The organism is Methyloceanibacter sp., assembly GCF_049590335.1.
Lineage (GTDB): Bacteria > Pseudomonadota > Alphaproteobacteria > Rhizobiales > Methyloligellaceae > Methyloceanibacter.
Map to the genome: position 1 here is coordinate 1 of NZ_JBAWCQ010000030.1, position 19008 is coordinate 19008.

Genomic DNA, 19008 nt, shown 5'->3' on the forward strand with positions numbered 1-19008 from the left:
CGGTACAAGCCGGATCAGGTTCTAAGGGTCTCCACGGAGTTGCGGACTCTCAGCCCCGTTATGAGGCTCCCCTCGGTACGGCCCTACCTTACGCCGACAACTCCCGGTTCGAAAGAGGAGAGTCGCCGGCTCATTCGCGCCGCCCTCTTTGAGTATGGGCATGGCGTGCTTTGCCAGCTTGCGCGGCCAGCCTCGATGCTCGCCTCCAATGACATATTCTGGTTTGTAGGAATTTGTTCTTGAGTGATTTTGCCGCTGGTGTTCTTCATGTCGCGGTCGAAAACTACCGGCGTCGTGGTGGCGCGCGAGACCCGAAACGCTTGTGTTAAAGGACTTAGCGACGACTCGACGAAACAGCGCGAGCGCCAAACAGCGCTCGGGCGCCTCAATCAATAGGCCCGTAGATATCTAGGCGCAGAGCGATCGACCGGCGGGGAGACCTACCAGCAGATCTTGGCGCCGGATGTGCAGACATGCGGCGAAACCACACCACGCCAGCAGATCGTATGCGAGGTCGAGGTGACAACATCCGGCTTCTGGTAGAGGTTTGGAGAAACGGACCCGCGCCAATAAGGCTGAGGCTTCGCCCGCATCGGCGAGATGGTCACGCGGCCAAGGCGCTTGGATGCCTTGTATTCGGCAATCGCCTCTTTCAGGGCATTCTGAGAGCGGGCAACACCTGTCTGTTTATTGACCCCATCCGCTGTCCCAGACAAGCCAACGCAGCCGGCTTGCGCCGTCGTGCTATCAGCCAGGCAAAAACCAGCGGCCACGAATGCCAGTGCCAAGGCGCGCCAAAACGACCCCATCGAAGCCTCCTTAGGACGTGTAGGATTGGAGAGTTTTACGAGCCACCACCTGCCGTGACCAGCGGCTTTTGGCCACGACAATTGCGTTCTCCAGCGCCTGTTACCCGTATGCCACAGTCTATGCGCAATTTCGGGGGACGCCCATAGGCCATGGGAAGGTTTCACATCAGATCGGACAGGAGGTCCGCATGACCGCAAAATTAGTCCTCGTGACAGGTGCCTCCAGCGGCATCGGCGCCGCCGTCTCCAAACGCTTCGGGCGCGATGGCGCGCATGTTCTGTTGTTGGCCCGCAACCCGGAGCGGCTGGATCGCGCCGCGCATGACGTCCGGGACGCCGGCGGCACCGCCACGCCCTTCGCCGTCGACCTGCAGAACGCGGAGGAGACGCTGGACGCCGCGGCGCGCATCGCGGACGAGATAGGCACCCCTGACCTTCTCATCAACAGCGCGGGCGTTGGCCGCTGGCGCCCTCTTGTGGAGACCAGTCCCGAAGAAGCAGTCGACATGATCGGTGTCCCCTATCTCGCGGCCTTCAATCTGACGCGAGACTTCGCGCCGGCCATGATTAACAGAGGCTCCGGCGGTGTGGCTTTCGTGACGTCACCCGCCGCCTATCTCGCCTGGCCCAATGCGAGTGCTTATATCGCAGCGCGCCGGGCTCTGGCCGGCTTTGCCGAGGGCCTGCAAAGCGAACTAAAGCCGACAGGGGTTTTCGTCACCGTCGTGGTCTTGGGGAACGTGGACACACCCTATTTCCAGAACAATCCTGGCAGCCGTGAAAACATCCCCAAGTCCGATCCGCGGCTCCTGCCCCTCCTCACGGCGGATCAGGCGGCGGAGGCCATTTTCGACGGCATCGAACGAAAGAAACGTTTTGTCGTAAAGCCCGAATTCTACCGGGCCCTGTTCATCATGAATGCGCTGTTCCCAAAAACAGTCGCCAGCCAAATCCGCCGCGCCACGAAAAAGGCACGGAAGACCGGCTCCTAGCGTTGGAGCATGCCGAGCCGCTTTAAGATCAAGAACGCCAAGCCCGACGCTCCGATCAGTATTAGCATGGTCACGATGAAACCCGAGCGGTCATGCGCCAACGGCAAGCCGCCGACATTCATTCCGCCGATCGACGGGATGAAGCCGGCGCCCGAACTATCCGCTGCGCCGGCGAGCCTCACCTCCGAGTAGCGCGTAGGCCCGTCGCCGCTAGCGGTGCTCTTCAACGCTGGTCGCGATGAGTTCCTTGTTGAAGGCGCGCAGCGCATAGGTCTGGGAGATCCAACCAATAATGCGGCCTCGGTGGTACGGGTCGACCACGGGCAGCGCCTCCGCACCCAGCGTGTCGAAGGCCCTGAGTGCCGTTTCCAGGCTCTCGTCGGCCGGGATCGCCCGCTCACGATCGTGTTCAGGCAGCGCGTCCGGCTCGCCCTCGGCCAGTGGACGCATAATGTCCGACACGCGCAGATCCTTCATGATCGTGCGATGCGGCCCTTCGTGCAGAACTATGCCGCGCGATTCCAACTGGGCCTGGAAGAGGGACCGGCCGAGAACAGCCTGATTGATGCCGTTTGCGACCGCGACGGTGAGAAGAAGCGCAAGGCTCAATTCAAAACCGCCGGTCAGCTCGAACACCATGACCGTCGTCGAAATCGGCGCGCCGAGCACGGCGGCAGCGACCGCCCCCATGCCAAGAATGGCATAGAGCCCTTCGCTGGACCCGACTTCAGGGAAGACGTTTGCGGCAATGAGACCAAAGGCACCCCCTGTCATGGCCCCGAGATAAAGCGCCGGAGAAAATACCCCGCCGCCAAAGCGCGAGCTGAGCGTGATTGCCGTCGCCACGGTCTTGAGCACGATCAGCAGCAGCATCAGGCCGATGGCTAGCTGATCCTTAAGGGCGGCGTCCGTGGTGTCGTATCCCACCCCCAGCACTTCGGGGTACCAGATGGCCATGATGCCCACCAGCAAGCCGCCAACCACGGGCCGCACCACGAGCGGCATGTTGACATTGCGTGCCGCCCAATCGGTGCTCAGGATGGTCAGCTGAAAGATCACCGCCACCAGCGCGGCGGTGATCCCGAGCAAGATGAACGCCGGAACCTCAAGATAGGAGGCGATGCTGTAACTCGGCACGATGAAGGCTGCGACATCTCCGAACCAGGCCTGCGACAAGATTGTGGCCACCACAGACGAGAGCACCAACGGCACGAAGGTTCGGATCGAGAAGTGTCCGAGTATGACCTCCTGCGCAAACAGGACGCCTGCGATCGGCGCATTGAACGAGGCGGCGACCGCGCCCGCCGCACCCGAAGCCAGAAGCGTCCGCCGTGCGGCATTGGGAAGGTTCAAATTGTGGGAGAAGACGGTCGCGATGCTGGCGCCGAGATGAACGATCGGTCCCTCCCGGCCGGCACTGCCGCCGCATCCCAGCGACAACGCACTGGTCAAGGCGCTGATCAACCCCTGGCCAAGATCCAGTCCACGCCCGCCATTGACGCGGGCTTCCATGACATCGGGCACCGCCACGGTCCGCTTGGCGGTCAGGGCGTAGCGCAGCAATAGTCCAACCAGCAGTCCACCCACGGCAGGCGACAGCATGACCACCCACCAGGGCTGAAGCCGCGCCGCCACCGCCACATGCTCCGACATGGTCTGAAGCCAAGGCCATTGAAAGACGCCGATGGCGAGGCGGAACAGAATGGCCGCGACGCCCGTGACCAATCCAACCAAAGGCGCCAGGAGCCAAACGGTGGGCTGCCGTGTCTCCTGGAAGTGCTTGAGATTAGGGATCGTCCAGCGTCGGGCCGTATCCAGAAGCTGCGCGCGTCTCAAAGCCATCTAATGGGTTTAAGGTTGCAAGCCTTCCCACTCAAGTGCTTGTGGTGCGCCGTTCACCGGATCCCCGGCCGCGGGTGCCCTTCAGGCCATCTCCTTCGGCATCTGAGGCGGCATCTCGGCGAACGTCAGCAGGTCCGGATCGAGATAACGCCAAGACGGCGCGCGACTCGCATAGACGATCATCTGCGGCTTGGCGATTTCAAGATCGTCGAGGCTGGATGCCTTCACGAACACCATGCCGGGCATATTCGAATTTCGCGAAACGATCGAAGCGCCGCATTCTGGGCAAAAGCCGCGGGAAACGACATTGCCTCTATCGGTCGGATTGTCGAAGTATTTCAATGTGCCAGTGAGCTTGAGGGCTTCCTCCGGTACCGCAAGAAGCGTGCTGTGGTCGGTACCGCTCGTTTTGCGACAATCGTCGCAGTGACACTGGCCGACGATCGCTGGCGCCATCGCGCTCACGTAACGAACCACGCCACACAGGCAGCCTCCGGCGAAACCGCCGCCCTCGTCCATCGTCGTCTTGTCGTCTTGTCGTCTGCCATCCTACCCTCCTCACGTCCGCTGAGATGCTGACGGCCCCTTACCCTGGAGCCTCCGCTAAGATAAATGATCACTTGCAACTTGCAAGTTAAAAGTGACATAGTGAATTCATGAGCGATTCTCGATCAGGCTGTCCCATCGCCATGACTCTCGACATCGTGGGAGACCGCTGGACGCTGGTTATTCTCCGCGACCTCCACTTGGGTAAGCGGCGTTTCTCTCAGTTCTTGGACTCGCCCGAGCGGATCGCAACGAACGTTCTGAGCGACCGCTTAGCGCTGATGGAGCGCGAGGGGCTAGTGGCGAAATCGCTCTACCAGGACCGCCCAAAACGTTACGAATACAGGCTTTCCGAGAAGGGCGAAGCACTGCTGCCTGTCCTCCAAGCCATGAGCCGATGGGCCAATCGCTTCGTCCCAGACTCGTGGACGACGCCACCTGAATTCCTGAACCGCAAGACACCGTGAACGGATAAAAGCCCATCGGTGGAGGGCGCGGGCTGGAGGGCGTGCGACCTTAGTATGGTGCGCTGCACCATACGCTTGACATCTATTGTGCAGTGCAATACATAACAGTCGTGCCTTAGCAGCGACCCCCTTCAGAAAGGACTTCCGAAATGATCGAATTCGACAAATCCACGTTCGATAACGCGACCAAAGACTTCCAGAAAATGGGCAAGGACAACTACGAAGCCATGCTCAAGTCCTACGGTCAGATGAACAAGGGCTTCCAGGAGATCGGCACCAGCTTTTCCGATTTCTCGAAGCAGGCTTTCGCCGATGCCACCTCAACCTTCGAGAAGCTCGTCGGCGCCAAGTCGCTCGAACATGCCATTGAGATACAGTCCACGTTCGCCAAGTCGGCCTACGAGAATTGGATGGCTGAGATGACGAAGATTGGCGAGATGTATGCCTCTGTCGCTCGCGATGCGTATAAGCCGGTTGAAAAGGCAGTGGAGAAAACCGCTGCCAAAGTGACCGCGTCTTAGTCGGCTTTTTCAGTCGCAATCAGCAGAAAAGGCTCGGAGGCTCGTTCTCCGGGCCTTTTTTGCGTTTTTTTGGGCGTCGGCTTTATCGGCCCCGGTGCGCGCATGGCACGCTAGGACGCAAGTTTGAGCGTCTCGCCCTCTGACTTCGAATCTTGCGGACTCTCGCCCATCGTGCGCAAGTCGCCGGCGGGCCGCGCGCTGGCGCCGAACTTCTTGAGCAGGCGCTTCATGTAGCGGCGGAAGCGAAGGTGATGAATCTCGAACCGATGCCACGGCGTGTTCTGGCGCTTGATGCCGTGGCCGATATCGGGCGTTGCGTCACGCTTTAGCGCGCGGAACCAGTCTGCTCGCTCCGGATCCTGCTCCTGGGCCGTGATGAAAGCCGCGATCAGACGGGCCTGATAGTCCGCGATCTGCCAAACTCCACCTTCCGCCGGATCGAACAAACCGGCCGCGAAAAAGTCGTCCCATTCGCGATGGAAAGTATGGATGAACAGCTTCGACCAGCCCCGCTCGTCGAGCACATAGGAGTCGTCCATGAAGGGGAAATGGACGCGGAACCCTGTGGCCCAAATGAGCAGATCGACTTCCTCCGACGTATCGTCCGTGAAGTAGACACGGCTGCCGTCCATCCGTTCCACGCCCGGCTTGGCCGCGACGCGGCCATGGACGATATGGTCCAGGTAGGTATTGGACGCGGTGGGGTGAGCCTCGAAGAGATCGTGGTCCGGCTTCGGCAGGCCGTAGCGCTTGTGGGAGCCAATCAAGACCAACATGCCGATCTTGTAGAGCCCATACATGAACCTGCGCGGCAGCGGCGCCCGGCTCAACCGGTCGATGACCGTATCGGTCGGCTTGCCGAACAGCATCTTGGGGAAGAAGTAATAGGTACGGCGCATCGAATGGATCGCCGCCTTTCCGTCGTGCGCCGCATCGTCGAGAATGTCCACGGCTGAATTGCCGGCGCCCACCACGAGGACACGCTTGCCCTTGAGCTGGTCCTTTGACTTCACGTCGTGGGAGTGCAGCACCTCGCCCTCGAACGTCCCCGGATACTCCGGCACGAACGGATGCCAGTGATGGCCGCTAGCCATGACCACGCCATCATAGGGCCGGGGCTCGGAGTCGCCTTGCAGCGTGACCAGCCACCCCTCGCCTGTCCGTTCAATCTTGTCGACGCTGGTATTGAACGTGATGTGCTCGTAGAGGCCAAACTCTTCCGCATAGGCACGCAAATAATCTTGCGCCTGCGCGGCGCTCGCATAGACCGGAAAGTCGTCCGAAAAATCGAAGTCGAGATAGCGCGTGAGCTTTCGAGACGAATTCAGATAGGTCGAGCCGTACACCACGTGAGGACTGTCGAGGTTCCAAATTCCCCCAACGTCGCCCTCCGCCTCGAAGCAGTCGAAGGCAATCCCGCTCTCCGCGAACCGCTTCACCACGGGCAACCCGCAAGCGCCAGCGCCAATAATGCAGTATCGCCTCACGTCACCTCTCAGACCTTGAGTGCGACATAAGCACCCAAGATTAGCCCTAAATTACGGCAGACCAAAGCACTCCAAAGCCCCCCCATCAACCCAAAGGAATTTGGCGGCACCTCATTGATTTGGCTCAAGTCGCAGCCTGCCCGAGAAAGCTCTGTAGTGGATAGGCGGCATTTCGCTTGTGCCTGAATTCGATGGAAGTTACCCGTATGGTCAACAGCCGCAACACCCCAGCGCCGAGTTGAGGAAATTTCATGGACAGTCAACAGGACGTCACCATCAAGAACTGGGACGGCACCTGGACCTACCGCCCGCGCGTGAAGGTCAGGCCCGAAAGCGTCGAGGATCTCATCGAGGTCGTTACTGATCCCGTGCGCTTTCCCTCGCCCGTGCGCCCCGCCGGCTCGATGCATTCCACCGCGCGCATGAATGGCGACGACGAGGGCGGCACCATGGTCGACATGACGGCCATGAACCGCATGCTGCACTTCACGGACGACACCGTCACCGTGGAGGCGGGCGTCACCCATGGCGACCTCGCCAAGGCACTGAAGGCTCGCGGGCTCCAGCCTTACATAACCACGGAAATCGGAAACACGACCCTCGCCGCATTCGCCTGCGCAGCCACCAAGGACAGCTCGTTCCCCGGCGAATATGGGCAGGTCAGCTCCTATATCGTCGCGATCCGCTATGTCACCCCGGAGGGTGAAATCCGGGAGATCACGGAAGCTGACAACGCGCAGGAAATGCAGCTGTTCCGGACGAGCTACGGCCTTTTCGGCCTCATCTTCGAGGTCACGCTCAAAGTACGCCCCACCCAAGGCCTCGAGGTACGGCACTACGAGCTCAGCCTCGACGAATTCCGCAAGTTTCTGCCGGTGTACAAGGCGCGCGGCCACGCGATCATGTACTACATCTACCCGTACGCGAAACGGGTTGTGGTGGAACTGCGCAAGCAGCATCCGGACCGAAAGCCCACATCGCGGCTGCGCTGGCAGTATCGCAACAAGTTTTGGAAGCACTACGCACCCGCGGTCGCGACCTGGATCGACACGAACATCAAGAACAAGAAATGGCGCGCCGCCGCTCACGATGCCTTCTTCTACGTACAGCGGCAGCTAATGGTGCAGCTAATGCGCTACAATCACAGTTGGCCCCACGCGCAGATCATCACCTATCCGCGGCAGCCCAAGGTCTTCTACCTGTTCAGCATGTGGTCGTTCCGCGAGACCGATTTCTTCGACATCCTCGAGCAGTATTGCGAATTCTGCATCGCCTATGAAAAAGGCACCGGCTTTCGCTGCAACCTTCCCTCGGTGGGGTATGTCATTAGCCGCGACTGCGAGGCTCTATTCTCCTACACGTGGGAGGGGCCGGGCATGAGCATCGATCCAGCCTCGACAGGCGGACGGGAGTGGGAAGAATTCCTCCACGCCTATAACGATTTCTGCAGCGAGCACGGCGGCACGCCGCTCTTCAATCAGACACCCTTCGTCACCCGCGAGATGGCGCGCCGTTCCTTTGGCACACGTCTCCAGAAATTCGCCGCCGCACGCGCGGAGCGAGATCCGAAAGAGCGCTTCCTCGATCAGCACTTCCGCAATCTGCTGTCATAGGCGGAGCACGGACGGTCAGCCCGGCGCGCCTGTGCTAGACTGGCGCAATCAAGCACACGCGTATTGAGCGCCTGCCGTGTACCGCATTGCGAATCGCGCTCGGCACCTGGGCCATTAGCGGCTGGAAGTAGTTCGGCACGAACGAGTCCGACGCCATCGCTACGAACCACCACGCGCTCGACGCCGGGATAAACATCATCGATACGGCACCCGCCTATGGATTCGGGCATTCCGCAGAAATAGTGGGCAAAGCGCTGGCCGAGCGGCGCGACCAGGTTCTGATCGCCACCAAGGCCGGCATGGTCTGGGCCGGTGGCAAACTCGGCCGAGACTCATCGCCAGCGAGCCTGCGGCAGCAATTGGAGGGCTCGTTGCGGCTGCTCCGGCTCGACGTGATCGACCGCTATCAAATCCATTAGCCCGACGAGTCTGTGGAGTTCGAAGTCACGACCGCGACGCTCGAAGCGTTTCGCCAATAGGGAAGAATCCGCGCCACCGGGTCGAGCAATTGCACCGTTCCCCAGATCGAACGCTTCACTAAAGGCGCGACACTTGCTGCGCTCCAGCCGCCCTACAATCTCTTCGAACGCGCGGCCGAGACCGAGATTCTCCCCTACGCGAAGGTCCACCACCTGGCGGCACTCTGCTACGGCTCTTTGTGCCGGGGGCTGCTGACCGGCAAGATCACTACCAGCACGACGTTCAAGGGCGATGATCTGTGTAAGGACGATCCAAAATTTCAGCCGGATTGCCGCGGACAATATCTTGCCGCCGCCGCAAAGCTGGAGGCCCTTGCCAGGGAAAAGTTCGGCAAGTCGCTTCTCGCCTTCGCCGAAGGCTGGGTTCTGGATCGGGGGAACACGATCGCGCTCTGGGAGGCAAGGCACCCCGATCAGCTCAAGCCGATCGACGACATCATGGGCTGGCATATCGACGACCTCACGATGGGCGAGGTTGACGGCATTCTTCAGGAGACGATCACGGACCCGGTGGGGCCGGAGTTCATGGCGCCGCCACAGACCAAGCCGGCGTAAGACTTACGCACCCGTCGCTTTGATGAACCAGCGCACAAGCGGGAATGACACGGCGCGCGGCAGATTGCGCACGGTCTTGAGAAATATTTCGACCTGCGGCGGAAAGGCGATTTCGTAGGGCCGCTTCGGAAGCTTTGCGAGAATCTTCCGCGCGCAGCGCTCTTTCGAAATCACGAATAGCTTCTTCTCCGGATCGTACGAGGCATTCAGCGGCGTATCGACAAAGCCCGGATTGATCAGGGTGAGGTCGACCCCCGTTCCCCACAATTCGAGTTTTAGACTCTCCGCCAGGTTGATCACCGCCGCCTTGCTGGCCCCATAGCCGCCATTGCCCGGCCAGCCCGCATAGCCGAACAGCGAACCCATGATGGCCAGATGCCCCTCGCCACGTTCCAGCATCGCAGGCAGAACGGCGCCGACGCCGTTCAGAACGCCGTCCACGTTGAGCGCCATGGTCTCCCCGAAACCGCCCGCATCGATGTTGCGGATATCGAAGGGCACATAAATGCCCGCTCCTAGCAGCGCGAGATCAATGGGGCCGAGCTCGGCCGTAACTTGTGCCGCGCAAGCCTTGAGCCCGTCGATATCCTGAACGTCTGCCGGAAAGGACTTGATATTGGGACTGGAGGCGGCCAGCGCATCGAGCCTCTCGCTATGCCGCGCGGTCGCGGCAACCTGCACGCCCGCATCGGCCAGGCGTCGTGCAACCTCGCCGCAAATCGCCCCCGATGCGCCCGTGATCCAGGCAATCTTCCAAGGATAGGTCTTGTCGGCCATCTCGTCCCTTACCCCACAAAAGGATCGCGCACGAGGATCGTATCGTCGCGCTCGGGGCTCGTGGAGAGCAGCGCCACGGGCACTCCGGTCAGTTCCTCGAGCCGACGAACATATTTGATGCACTGCGCGGGCAGGTCCGCCCAGGACCGGGCGCCACGGGTCGACTCGGCCCAGCCGTCCATCTTTTCGTAGATGGGCTCGACCCGCGCCTGCGCGCCTTGAGCGGCGGGCAGGTAATCGAGTTCCGCGCCATCGAGCTTATAGCCGACACAGATCTTGAGCTTGCCGCCCGAGATATCGTCCAGGACATCGAGCTTGGTGAGCGCGATCCCGTCGATGCCGGCGACTTTGCAGGTCTGTCGTACGAGGCAGGCATCGAACCAGCCACAGCGGCGCGCCCGGCCCGTCACGGTGCCGAACTCGGCCCCGCGCTCGCCGATCAGCCTGCCCGTCTCGTCGTGAAGCTCCGTCGGAAACGGGCCCTCGCCCACGCGCGTCGTATAAGCTTTGGTGATGCCCAGCACGTAGCTGATAGCCTTCGGCCCAATGCCGGTGCCCGTGGCCGCCTGCGCCGCCACCGTATTCGAGGACGTGACGAACGGATAGGTACCGTGATCGATATCGAGCAATGCGCCTTGTGCGCCCTCGAACAGAATACGCTTGCGGTCGCGCTTGGCTCGGTCGAGCAGCGACCACACCGAATCCATATAAGGAAGAATCTTGTCCGCCACTTGCGTAACCTGATTGCAGAGTTCGTCGGCCGATATTTCCGGCTCGCCGAGACCCCGCCGCAGCGGATTGTGATGGGCGAGGATACGATCGATCTTCGGCTTCAAAGCAGACAGATCTGCCAAGTCCATAACCCGGATCGCCCGCCGTCCAACCTTGTCCTCGTAGGCCGGACCGATTCCGCGTTTCGTGGTGCCGATCTTCCCTGCGCCCGCTGCAGCCTCCCGCAAGGCGTCCAACTCACGATGCAACGGCAGAATCAGCGTGGCGTTCTCGGCGATGCGAAGATTGTCCCGTGTGATCGAGACCCCGAGTTCTTCGATACGCGTGATCTCATCCACCAAGGCCCATGGGTCGACGACGACCCCGTTGCCAATGACGGAGAGCTTGTTTTGGCGCACCACGCCAGACGGCAAAAGCGAGAGCTTGTAGGTCTGTCCATCGACCACCAGCGTATGGCCGGCATTGTGTCCACCTTGAAAACGCACCACCACGTCGGCGCGCTCGGACAGCCAGTCCACTATCTTGCCCTTGCCCTCGTCACCCCATTGGGAGCCGACGACCACGACATTGGCCACGATAAAATCCCCTAAATCCTGGATAGAACACAGAAACGGCCCCGCGAGAGCAGGGCCGTGTTTCGTTATAGCGTGTGGGGCGTCGCGATGCGAGCCTGGAACGCCTCTCAATCTGTCCCGGCCAAAGCCTCTTTCTCACGCTGGAAGGCCCAGTTGAGCCAGGGCATCAGAGCTTCGACATCCGAGCGCTCGACCGTGGCCCCGGTCCAGATGCGCAGGCCGGGCGGCGCGGCCCGGTAAGCGGCGATATCGAAGGCGACGCCTTCCGCCTCCAGCCGCCTGGCCATGCGTTTGGTGAAAGCCGCGTGCGCGTCCGCAGGCAACGCCGTCACTAGCGGGTCGGTCACTTTGAGGCACACGGACGTATTGGAGCGCGTTGTAGGGCCACGCGCCAGAAAGTCGACCCAGGGCGTTTCCGCGACCCAGTTGGCGATGACGCCAGCGTTGGCGTCGGCACGCGCGATCGCGCCCTTTAGGCCACCAATGCTCTCTACGAACGAAAGGGCCGCCAGATAATCCTCGATACACAATAAGGACGGGGTGTTGATCGTCGCGCCCTCGAAGACGGCGTCCATCAGCTTGCCCTCCTTAGACAGGCGGAACAGCTTCGGCAGCGGCCATGGCGGCTTGTAGGTTTCCAGCCGCTCGACTGCGCGGGGTGACAGGATCAACATGCCGTGCTGCGCTTCGCCCCCCAGCACCTTCTGCCAGGAATAGGTGGTGGCATCGAGTTTCCGCCAGTCCATGTCCTGCGCGAATACGGCCGACGTCCCATCGCAAATCGTCAGGCCCTCGCGGGTATCCGGAATCCAGTCCGCATCCGGCACCCGTACGCCGGACGTGGTGCCATTCCAGGCAAACACGACGTCGCGCGTGAAATCTACTTGGGCAAGATCGGGCAACTCCCCGAACGGGGCCTTGAGGACGCGCACATCGGCGAGCTTGAGCTCGTCGACAATGTCCGTGACCCAGTCTGCGCTGAAAGCGTCCCAGGCCAGGACGTCGACGCCGCGCAGGCCGAGCAGGTTCCACAGTGCCATTTCGACCGCGCCCATGTCGGACGCCGGCACCAGCGCGATCCGATAATCCTCCGGCAATTCGAGCAGCGCACGGGTCCGCGCGAGGGCCTGGGCAATCCGTCCCTTCGTGTCTGCCTGCCGGTGATTGCGCCCCAGCAAGGCGCCCTTGAGCACCTCGACGGTCCAGCCCTTGTGCTTGGTGCAGGGGCCCGACGAGAAGCGCGGGTTCTCGGGACGGCGTGTGGGCTTGTTCGACGATGTCACGGACAGCTCCAGTAGCTTCATAACCACCAAAGCCCGCAGGGCGCATACAAAGGGCTGTGATACAAGCGATGCACTAGCGCGCGGCCGTTCCACCCGTCAAGCGCGCCTGTCGATTGCGCGGCCGCCGCAAGCCCCGGCCCAAAAGAAAACCGCCCGTCGCGAACGACGGGCGGCTTGGCTGTCAGTCTGATGGACGATGGGGTTATTTGAATGCGACCGGCATTGGGGCGGGGACCGGCGCATAGCCCAGTTTCCAGCGCATACCGAGCATGAGGTCATGCGAGGTCACTCTGCCGAGGTCCAACCCCGCATAGGAGCTGGTTCCATCGAAAGCCGTCACGGTGCCGCTCTTCGCTTCGCCAAGATCGGTGTAGCGGTACGACAGGTCGAGTGTCACGGACTCTTTCACGTCATAGGCGACACCACCATAGGCGGCCCAAGCAAAGTTCGTCTCGGTGTTATCGGCGCCGTGGGCAACACCGCCATTTGGGACGTTCACGTCCTTCAGGCCGAGCACGGAAATTGAGGCTACACCGATACCGGTGCCGACATAGGGCGCGAAGCCGAAATACGTACCGAGATCGGCATAAGCATTCCATAGGCCGACCCAGCTTTCGATGTCGGCGGTGTATTCATTGGTACGCGGCAGGAACTGCCCCTGGGGGTCGCTGCTGGCGCGGTTGAAAGTACCGTTGCCACCCGGATATTTATCCTGCGCGATGAACAGCGACTTGCCGCGAAATTCACCCGTCATGTCGAAGCGCAGCCGGTTGTTGAACTGGTAGCGAAAACCAACGCCGAAGGGCGGCGAGCTCTTGATGTCTTCATGGACAACCGAGGAACCGTTAAACTGAAACAGCTCGGAACTGATGCCCCCCCACAACGGGATTGGCGGCTCCGATGAAGCCCTTCAAATAGATCGGGCCGGTGCAACTAACGTAAGGGGCCGCAACGATCGGCGGCGGAGGCGGAAGGCCGAGATCGACCGCATGGGCAACCGTCAGCGGCGCCATGGCCAAGCCGGTGGCGAGAAGTGTTGAACGTGTCTGTTCCATCTGATTCCCCTTATGACTGCAGCCCTTGCGAACCTGACGTTCCAGGCCGATTCGCGTTGGCTGTCTGGTTTGGGGACAATCGGAGAGTTTGGTTGCTGGACCCTAATGGGCGGCTCATACAAGAACAGCTATAACGTGCGCAACGCAAGGCGCTGTGAAAGCCACAGATTGCTCGGGAATTTCTAAGGTGCCGAGCCGACCCGCCTATGCGGCGGCAGCGTCCGAAAGAGCGTCGACGATATCCGAAACGACGGTCTGAACCAGGCCCTCATCGTCGCCTTCAGCCATCACACGAATCACCGGCTCGGTGCCCGAAGGACGAATAACCAGGCGCCCGCCATTGCCGAGCCTGGACTTGCCGTCGTTGATCGCGCGCTGCACGACGAGATTATCGAGCGGCTGGCTGTTCTTGTAGCGCACGTTCTCCAGGATCTGGGGAAGCGGCTCGAAACGGTTGCAGACTTCGCTCACTGGCCGGCCGCTCTGAACCACCACGGCCAGGATCTGCAGCGCGGTGACGAGCCCATCGCCCGTGGTCGAGAAGTCCGAGAGCACGATATGGCCGGACTGCTCGCCGCCCACGTTGTAGCCATGCTGGCGCATGTGTTCGGTCACATAACGGTCGCCCACCGGCGTCCGCGCCATGCCAAGCCCGAGGTCTTCCATATAGCGCTCAAGTCCGAGATTGGACATCACCGTGGCGACGATACCGCCACCGGCCAGCCGTCCGCGCCGCAGCCAGAACTCGCCAATGACCGCCATTAGCTGGTCGCCGTCGATGATGCAGCCCTTCTCGTCGACGATCACGACACGATCCGCATCGCCATCCAGTGCAATCCCGATATCGGCCCGAACTTCCTGAACCTTGCGGATCAGGTTCTGCGGCGATGTCGACCCGCAATCCTTGTTGATGTTGAGACCATTGGGATCAACGCCGATTTTGATGACCTCGGTTCCAAGCTCCCAAAGCGCTTCGGGCGCGACCTTATAGGCGGCGCCGTTCGCGCAGTCGATCACCGCACGGATCCCGTCGAAACGCAGATTGCGCGGCAGCGTCCGCTTGGCAAATTCGATATAGCGCTCCCGGGCGCTCTGGATCCGGGTCGCGCGGCCGATCCGTTCGGCAGGTGCGAGCTGGGTCTTGGAATCACCCTCGATCAGGGCTTCGATCTCGCCCTCTTCATCGTCGGAGAGCTTGTAGCCGTCCGGCCCGAAAAGCTTGATGCCGTTGTCGACATCGGGATTATGGGACGCCGAGATCATCACGCCGAGATCCGCGCGCAGCGATCGCGTCAACATGGCCACAGCGGGCGTCGGCATCGGGCCGAGCTGGAACACGTCCATCCCGACCGCCGTGAAGCCGGACACGAGCGCGGACTCGATCATATAGCCCGAGAGCCGCGTGTCCTTGCCGATCACCACGCGATGACGATAGGACCCTTTGGTGAAACGCTTGCCGGCCGCCATGCCAACCTTAAGCGCCACTTCCGAGGTCATCGGATGCGAGTTGGCGCTGCCACGGATTCCGTCCGTGCCAAAGAACTTTCGGGCCATCCCGGTCATTCCCCCGTCACTGCCGCCAGGAAGTCGCATGATGCGGCCCAGCCGATATTCTGAAAACCCTCTTTCGCCCTTCGCGGGAATCTCCTTCGCGACACTGTGGACGAGAAAGCGGACTATGCGCCTGCGGGCGGCGAAAATGGATTCAAAAAATGTAAGCGAAAGTTACACTTCTGCCCGCACCGGAAAGCCCATTTTTCCTTAGTTTTCAGCGCCGAACATAGCCGCGCGCCAGACGCCGAGCGCTTGGCAGGTCCCCGCCACATCGTGCACCCGGAAGAGTTGCGCCCCTTGTGAGGCCGAGGCGATCGCAGCGGCATGGCTTCCCGGTTCACGGGACTTCGGATCCGCGGCCTGTCCGAAGCCGCGAATGAACTGTTTGCGGGAGGCGCCGATCAGGAGCGGAACGCCAAGTCCGTGAAACAGGCTGACATTGGCAAAAAGCGCAAGATTGTGCTCGAGCGTCTTGCCGAACCCAAGCCCAGGGTCGGCGGCAATGCGTGACATTGGCAGACCGGCGGCGGCACAGGCCCGGATACGTTCATCGAGGTAATCGAACACCTCCAGCACCACGTCTTCGTAGCTGGGATTGTCCTGCATAGTCTTTGGCTCGCCTTGGGCATGCATCAGGACCACGTCGAGCCCAGTATCCACGGCCGCCTGCAGCGAGCCCGGATCGTAGGTGAAGGCCGAGACGTCGTTGAAGATCTTAGCGCCGGCGTTGGCGGCCGCGCGCGCGACATCGGCCTTACGCGTATCGATGGAGATGACCGCACGTGTTCCCTTGAGCCCCTCAAGCACGGGTATGACGCGAGAGAGTTCATCGTCTTCCGCGACCGTCTCGGCGCCGGGCCGTGTGGACTCGCCGCCTATATCGATAATGGCGGCACCATCCTTGGCCAGCGCCGCCGCATGCGCCACCGCGCCTTCGGTCTCGTCATAGAGCCCACCATCGGAGAAGGAGTCCGGCGTCACGTTCACGATGCCCATAAGGGCGGGCCGCGACAGGTCCAGCCCAGCAAAAGGCGGGCGCAAGCGCGTCACAAGGTCGAGCCTTGCCTGTAAATCCGGGTCGCCTGCCTCGCTCAGCGCCGTGGCGGAAAAGATATAGGCCTTCGAATTTCCGGCCCTCCCTTCGATCAGCTCGACGCCCGTAAAGGCGATCGGCCCGCCGGCGAGCGGAAGCGCAAGCCTGTCTTCGATGGCCGCATAAGCCTGGGGCCCATAGAGAAACCCCAGGGGGCGAAGATAGATTTTTCCGTTAGACATGGCTGAGCCTTAGCACATTGGCTGGGCCTTTCCACGCGGCCACATGCCCAGCGAAAGGCCGTGCATGCGCAAAAGCAGACTATCGAAACATCCTAGGTAGGCTGAGGCTCCATGCCCCCCGTACCGGTATCCGATGCCGGAGGCTTCTTGCCCCGGCCAGCGGCCGGGACGGCCGATTTAGGGCCATCCTGATCTGAATCTTCGGCGGGGAAGTCGCGCACCGGCGGTTTGCCCTTCAACAGATCCTTGATCTCCTTGCCGGAGAGCGTCTCGTACTCCAAGAGCCCGCGTGCAACCGTATGCAGATCATCGAGATTCTCGGAAATGACCTTTCGCGCGGTCTCGAAGCCTTCGTCCACTATGCGATGAATTTCCTCATCGACCATGGACTGGGTCTCGTCGGACAACTGCTGCTGACGGGCAATGGAATGTCCGAGGAAGACTTCCTCTTCGTTGTCGCCATAGGCCAAAGGCCCGAGCTTATCGGACATGCCGAACTGAGTGACCATGGCCCGAGCGAGCTGGGTCGCCATCTTGATGTCGGAGGAAGCGCCCGACGTGACCTTGTCGTAGCCAAACACCACTTCTTCGGCGACGCGGCCGCCCATCGCCACCGCAACATCCGCCTTGAGTTTGGCACGCGTGTGCGAGAGTATGTCGCGCTCCGGCAGACGCATCACCATGCCCAGCGCACGGCCACGCGGGATGATCGTCGCCTTGTGGACCGGATCGGACGCAGGCTGATGAATTGCCACGAGTGCGTGACCGCCCTCGTGATAGGCCGTCAGCGTCTTCTCTTCCTCGGTCATGGCCATGGAGCGGCGTTCTGCGCCCATCATGACCTTGTCCTTGGCATCCTCGAATTCGTTCTGCGTGACGAGCCGCTTGGACCGGCGTGCCGCCAGCAGAGCTGCCTCGTTGACGAGGTTCGCAAGATCGGCGCCCGAGAAGCCCGGCGTTCCGCGCGCGGTGACTCGTAGGTCCACATCCGGCGCCAGCGGCACCTTGCGCACATGGACCTTGAGGATTTTCTCGCGGCCGATCATGTCGGGACGCGGCACCACGACCTGGCGGTCGAAACGGCCAGGGCGCAGAAGCGCGGGATCGAGCACGTCGGGCCGGTTGGTCGCGGCAACCAGGATAATACTCTCGTTCGCCTCGAAGCCGTCCATCTCGACCAGAAGCTGGTTCAGCGTCTGCTCGCGCTCGTCATTACCGCCGCCGAGACCGGCGCCGCGGTGACGGCCCACAGCATCGATCTCGTCGATGAAGATGATACAAGGGGCGTTCTTCTTTGCTTGATCGAACATATCGCGGACACGGCTGGCGCCCACGCCGACGAACATTTCTACGAAGTCCGAACCCGAGATGGTGAAGAAGGGCACATTGGCCTCGCCCGCGATGGCGCGCGCCAGGAGCGTCTTACCGGTGCCGGGAGGGCCAACCAGCAGCGCCCCATGCGGGATACGGCCGCCGAGCTTTTGGAACTTCTGCGGGTCGCGCAAGAACTCCACGATCTCCTGCAGGTCTTCCTTAGCCTCGTTGACACCGGCGACGTCGTCGAAGGTGACGCGGCCATGGCGCTCGGTTAACAGCTTGGCCTTGGACTTCCCGAAGCCCATCGCCCGGCCGCCGCCCGACTGCATCTGGCGCATGAAGAAGATCCACACTGCGATCAGCAGCAGCATGGGGAACCAGGAGATCAGCACACCGAACAATGAGGGAACGTCCTCCTCGGACGGCTTGGCCGTGATCGTCACGCCCTTTTCGTGCAGCGTCTGGACGAGGCCCGGGTCGTTCGGTGCATAGGTCTGGAAGTTGCGGCCGTCGGCGAAATGTCCAGTGATCTTGTTTCCGGCGATCGTCACATCTTGAACGCGACCGCTTTCGACTTCGGATAGAAGCTGCGAGAAGCTGATTTCGTTGCCTCGAACCTGGACGTTATCGCTTTGGAAGAGATTGAAGAGGGCGAGCAGCAGAAGGCCGATAAACACCCAGACGATGAAGTTACGAAAGTTCGAATTCATGCACTGACCTGATGGATTGATCTTCGCGGCATGCGGGGCATGGACGTGCCCAAAATACCCACACGATATAGCTTAGATAAGCCCTATTAACATAAGAACGGGCAATTCATTTTCCAAGTAAAGCTAACGTCAAGTCGTGGACGCCTTCTGAACACGTCTAGGCTGAATCCCGGCAAAAAATGACAAATCCTACCGGCAAGCTGCCAGAAACATGGTCTGGAGCCTAGCCCGCCCCCCAAAGAAACGTCGCCCGGCAATCAAGACTGCCTTCGTGGCGTGACAATGGCGGGTCAAACAGGTCCCCGCCGTGACCTAAGTCGGGCAGCACCAGCCGCCCGTTGCCGCGCCGGCACACCGGCAGTGCACACGCCGCCAAGCGGGGTACAGCAAGGGTGCAGCCCTCGTCTTGCGTGAACGTG

18 protein-coding genes and 1 pseudogene are annotated in these 19008 nt (G+C 61.3%); 6 read left to right on the forward strand and 13 right to left on the reverse strand.

The features are described from left to right. Positions 1–440 precede the first annotated feature (440 nt). Entirely contained in the window at positions 441–809 is a 369-nt protein-coding gene (locus WBQ77_RS02135) for a hypothetical protein (RefSeq protein ID WP_424042612.1), read from the reverse strand. Between the two features lie 188 nt (positions 810–997). Between WBQ77_RS02135 and WBQ77_RS02140 the strand changes: the two genes are divergently transcribed. Together WBQ77_RS02140 and WBQ77_RS02145 are read left to right on the forward strand one after the other, a co-directional pair. Next, entirely contained in the window at positions 998–1801 is an 804-nt protein-coding gene (locus tag WBQ77_RS02140) for an SDR family NAD(P)-dependent oxidoreductase (RefSeq protein WP_424058718.1), read from the forward strand. A 9-nt stretch (positions 1802–1810) separates the two neighbouring features. Continuing rightward, a complete protein-coding gene (locus tag WBQ77_RS02145; RefSeq protein ID WP_424042610.1) occupies positions 1811–1993 on the forward strand; it encodes a hypothetical protein in 183 nt (60 codons plus the stop codon). A gap of 18 nt (positions 1994–2011) precedes the next feature. On the opposite strand, the gene WBQ77_RS02150 is transcribed toward WBQ77_RS02145, so the two are convergent. Continuing rightward, complete coding sequence (locus WBQ77_RS02150; RefSeq protein ID WP_424058720.1) at positions 2012–3643, reverse strand: chloride channel protein; 1632 nt, start codon at positions 3641–3643, stop codon at positions 2012–2014. An 81-nt stretch (positions 3644–3724) separates the two neighbouring features. After that, positions 3725–4162 carry a GFA family protein gene (locus WBQ77_RS02155; protein ID WP_424042608.1) on the reverse strand — a complete coding sequence of 146 codons (438 nt, stop codon included), beginning with the start codon at positions 4160–4162 and terminating at the stop codon, positions 3725–3727. Positions 4163–4299: 137 nt separating this feature from the next. Here WBQ77_RS02155 and WBQ77_RS02160 point away from each other — a divergent pair, with 137 nt between their 5' ends. Continuing rightward, positions 4300–4656 carry a winged helix-turn-helix transcriptional regulator gene (locus tag WBQ77_RS02160; RefSeq protein WP_424042607.1) on the forward strand — a complete coding sequence of 119 codons (357 nt, stop codon included), beginning with the start codon at positions 4300–4302 and terminating at the stop codon, positions 4654–4656. Between the two features lie 149 nt (positions 4657–4805). Then, a complete protein-coding gene (locus tag WBQ77_RS02165; RefSeq protein WP_424042606.1) occupies positions 4806–5177 on the forward strand; it encodes a phasin family protein in 372 nt (123 codons plus the stop codon). Between the two features lie 110 nt (positions 5178–5287). On the opposite strand, the gene WBQ77_RS02170 is transcribed toward WBQ77_RS02165, so the two are convergent. Then, positions 5288–6664, reverse strand: a complete 1377-nt coding sequence (locus WBQ77_RS02170; protein WP_424043132.1) for a flavin-containing monooxygenase — start codon at positions 6662–6664, stop codon at positions 5288–5290. Positions 6665–6915: 251 nt separating this feature from the next. Here WBQ77_RS02170 and WBQ77_RS02175 point away from each other — a divergent pair, with 251 nt between their 5' ends. Together WBQ77_RS02175 and WBQ77_RS02180 are read left to right on the forward strand one after the other, a co-directional pair. Beyond that, positions 6916–8277 carry an FAD-binding protein gene (locus tag WBQ77_RS02175; RefSeq protein WP_424043134.1) on the forward strand — a complete coding sequence of 454 codons (1362 nt, stop codon included), beginning with the start codon at positions 6916–6918 and terminating at the stop codon, positions 8275–8277. Between the two features lie 149 nt (positions 8278–8426). Further along, a pseudogene (locus WBQ77_RS02180) lies at positions 8427–9311 on the forward strand (aldo/keto reductase); the annotation flags it as partial. Between the two features lie 3 nt (positions 9312–9314). Here the strand turns inward: WBQ77_RS02180 and WBQ77_RS02185 are convergent. The 9 genes from WBQ77_RS02185 to WBQ77_RS02225 all read right to left on the reverse strand — a co-directional run. Next, positions 9315–10088 (reverse strand): SDR family NAD(P)-dependent oxidoreductase, encoded by a 774-nt coding sequence (locus WBQ77_RS02185; protein WP_424043136.1) that lies wholly within the window; start codon positions 10086–10088, stop codon positions 9315–9317. Positions 10089–10096: 8 nt separating this feature from the next. Further along, positions 10097–11395: an adenylosuccinate synthase gene (locus WBQ77_RS02190; RefSeq protein WP_424043138.1), complete on the reverse strand. Its 1299-nt coding sequence runs from the start codon at positions 11393–11395 to the stop codon at positions 10097–10099. 107 nt (positions 11396–11502) lie between these two features. Beyond that, positions 11503–12699, reverse strand: a complete 1197-nt coding sequence (locus WBQ77_RS02195; RefSeq protein ID WP_424058722.1) for a phosphoserine transaminase — start codon at positions 12697–12699, stop codon at positions 11503–11505. A gap of 181 nt (positions 12700–12880) precedes the next feature. Continuing rightward, positions 12881–13561 (reverse strand): outer membrane protein, encoded by a 681-nt coding sequence (locus WBQ77_RS02200; protein ID WP_424058724.1) that lies wholly within the window; start codon positions 13559–13561, stop codon positions 12881–12883. Beyond that, complete coding sequence (locus WBQ77_RS02205) at positions 13524–13733, reverse strand: hypothetical protein (RefSeq protein WP_424058726.1); 210 nt, start codon at positions 13731–13733, stop codon at positions 13524–13526. Before WBQ77_RS02205 ends, WBQ77_RS02200 begins: the two co-directional genes overlap by 38 nt. Positions 13734–13937: 204 nt before the next feature. Next, a complete protein-coding gene (gene glmM / locus WBQ77_RS02210; protein WP_424058728.1) occupies positions 13938–15287 on the reverse strand; it encodes a phosphoglucosamine mutase in 1350 nt (449 codons plus the stop codon). 207 nt (positions 15288–15494) lie between these two features. After that, entirely contained in the window at positions 15495–16562 is a 1068-nt protein-coding gene (gene folP / locus WBQ77_RS02215; protein WP_424058730.1) for a dihydropteroate synthase, read from the reverse strand. Positions 16563–16654: 92 nt separating this feature from the next. After that, complete coding sequence (gene ftsH, locus WBQ77_RS02220; protein ID WP_424043150.1) at positions 16655–18589, reverse strand: ATP-dependent zinc metalloprotease FtsH; 1935 nt, start codon at positions 18587–18589, stop codon at positions 16655–16657. 223 nt (positions 18590–18812) lie between these two features. Beyond that, the coding region (locus tag WBQ77_RS02225) for a hypothetical protein (RefSeq protein ID WP_424058732.1) at positions 18813–19008 on the reverse strand (196 nt) is incomplete at its 5' end.

Bases quoted from the DNA above. Each gene is read 5' to 3' on its own strand.
- WBQ77_RS02185 (WP_424043136.1), bottom strand. From the start codon at position 10,088: ATGGCCGACAAGACCTATCCTTGGAAGATTGCCTGGATCACGGGCGCA.
- WBQ77_RS02175 (WP_424043134.1), top strand. From the start codon at position 6,916: ATGGACAGTCAACAGGACGTCACCATCAAGAACTGGGACGGCACCTGG.
- WBQ77_RS02140 (WP_424058718.1), top strand. From the start codon at position 998: ATGACCGCAAAATTAGTCCTCGTGACAGGTGCCTCCAGCGGCATCGGC.
- WBQ77_RS02135 (WP_424042612.1), bottom strand. From the start codon at position 809: ATGGGGTCGTTTTGGCGCGCCTTGGCACTGGCATTCGTGGCCGCTGGT.
- WBQ77_RS02160 (WP_424042607.1), top strand. From the start codon at position 4,300: ATGAGCGATTCTCGATCAGGCTGTCCCATCGCCATGACTCTCGACATC.
- ftsH (WP_424043150.1), bottom strand. From the start codon at position 18,589: ATGAATTCGAACTTTCGTAACTTCATCGTCTGGGTGTTTATCGGCCTT.
- WBQ77_RS02165 (WP_424042606.1), top strand. From the start codon at position 4,806: ATGATCGAATTCGACAAATCCACGTTCGATAACGCGACCAAAGACTTC.
- WBQ77_RS02145 (WP_424042610.1), top strand. From the start codon at position 1,811: ATGCCGAGCCGCTTTAAGATCAAGAACGCCAAGCCCGACGCTCCGATC.
- WBQ77_RS02155 (WP_424042608.1), bottom strand. From the start codon at position 4,162: ATGGACGAGGGCGGCGGTTTCGCCGGAGGCTGCCTGTGTGGCGTGGTT.
- WBQ77_RS02195 (WP_424058722.1), bottom strand. From the start codon at position 12,699: ATGAAGCTACTGGAGCTGTCCGTGACATCGTCGAACAAGCCCACACGC.
- glmM (WP_424058728.1), bottom strand. From the start codon at position 15,287: ATGGCCCGAAAGTTCTTTGGCACGGACGGAATCCGTGGCAGCGCCAAC.
- folP (WP_424058730.1), bottom strand. From the start codon at position 16,562: ATGTCTAACGGAAAAATCTATCTTCGCCCCCTGGGGTTTCTCTATGGG.
- WBQ77_RS02205 (WP_424058726.1), bottom strand. From the start codon at position 13,733: ATGGAACAGACACGTTCAACACTTCTCGCCACCGGCTTGGCCATGGCG.
- WBQ77_RS02150 (WP_424058720.1), bottom strand. From the start codon at position 3,643: ATGGCTTTGAGACGCGCGCAGCTTCTGGATACGGCCCGACGCTGGACG.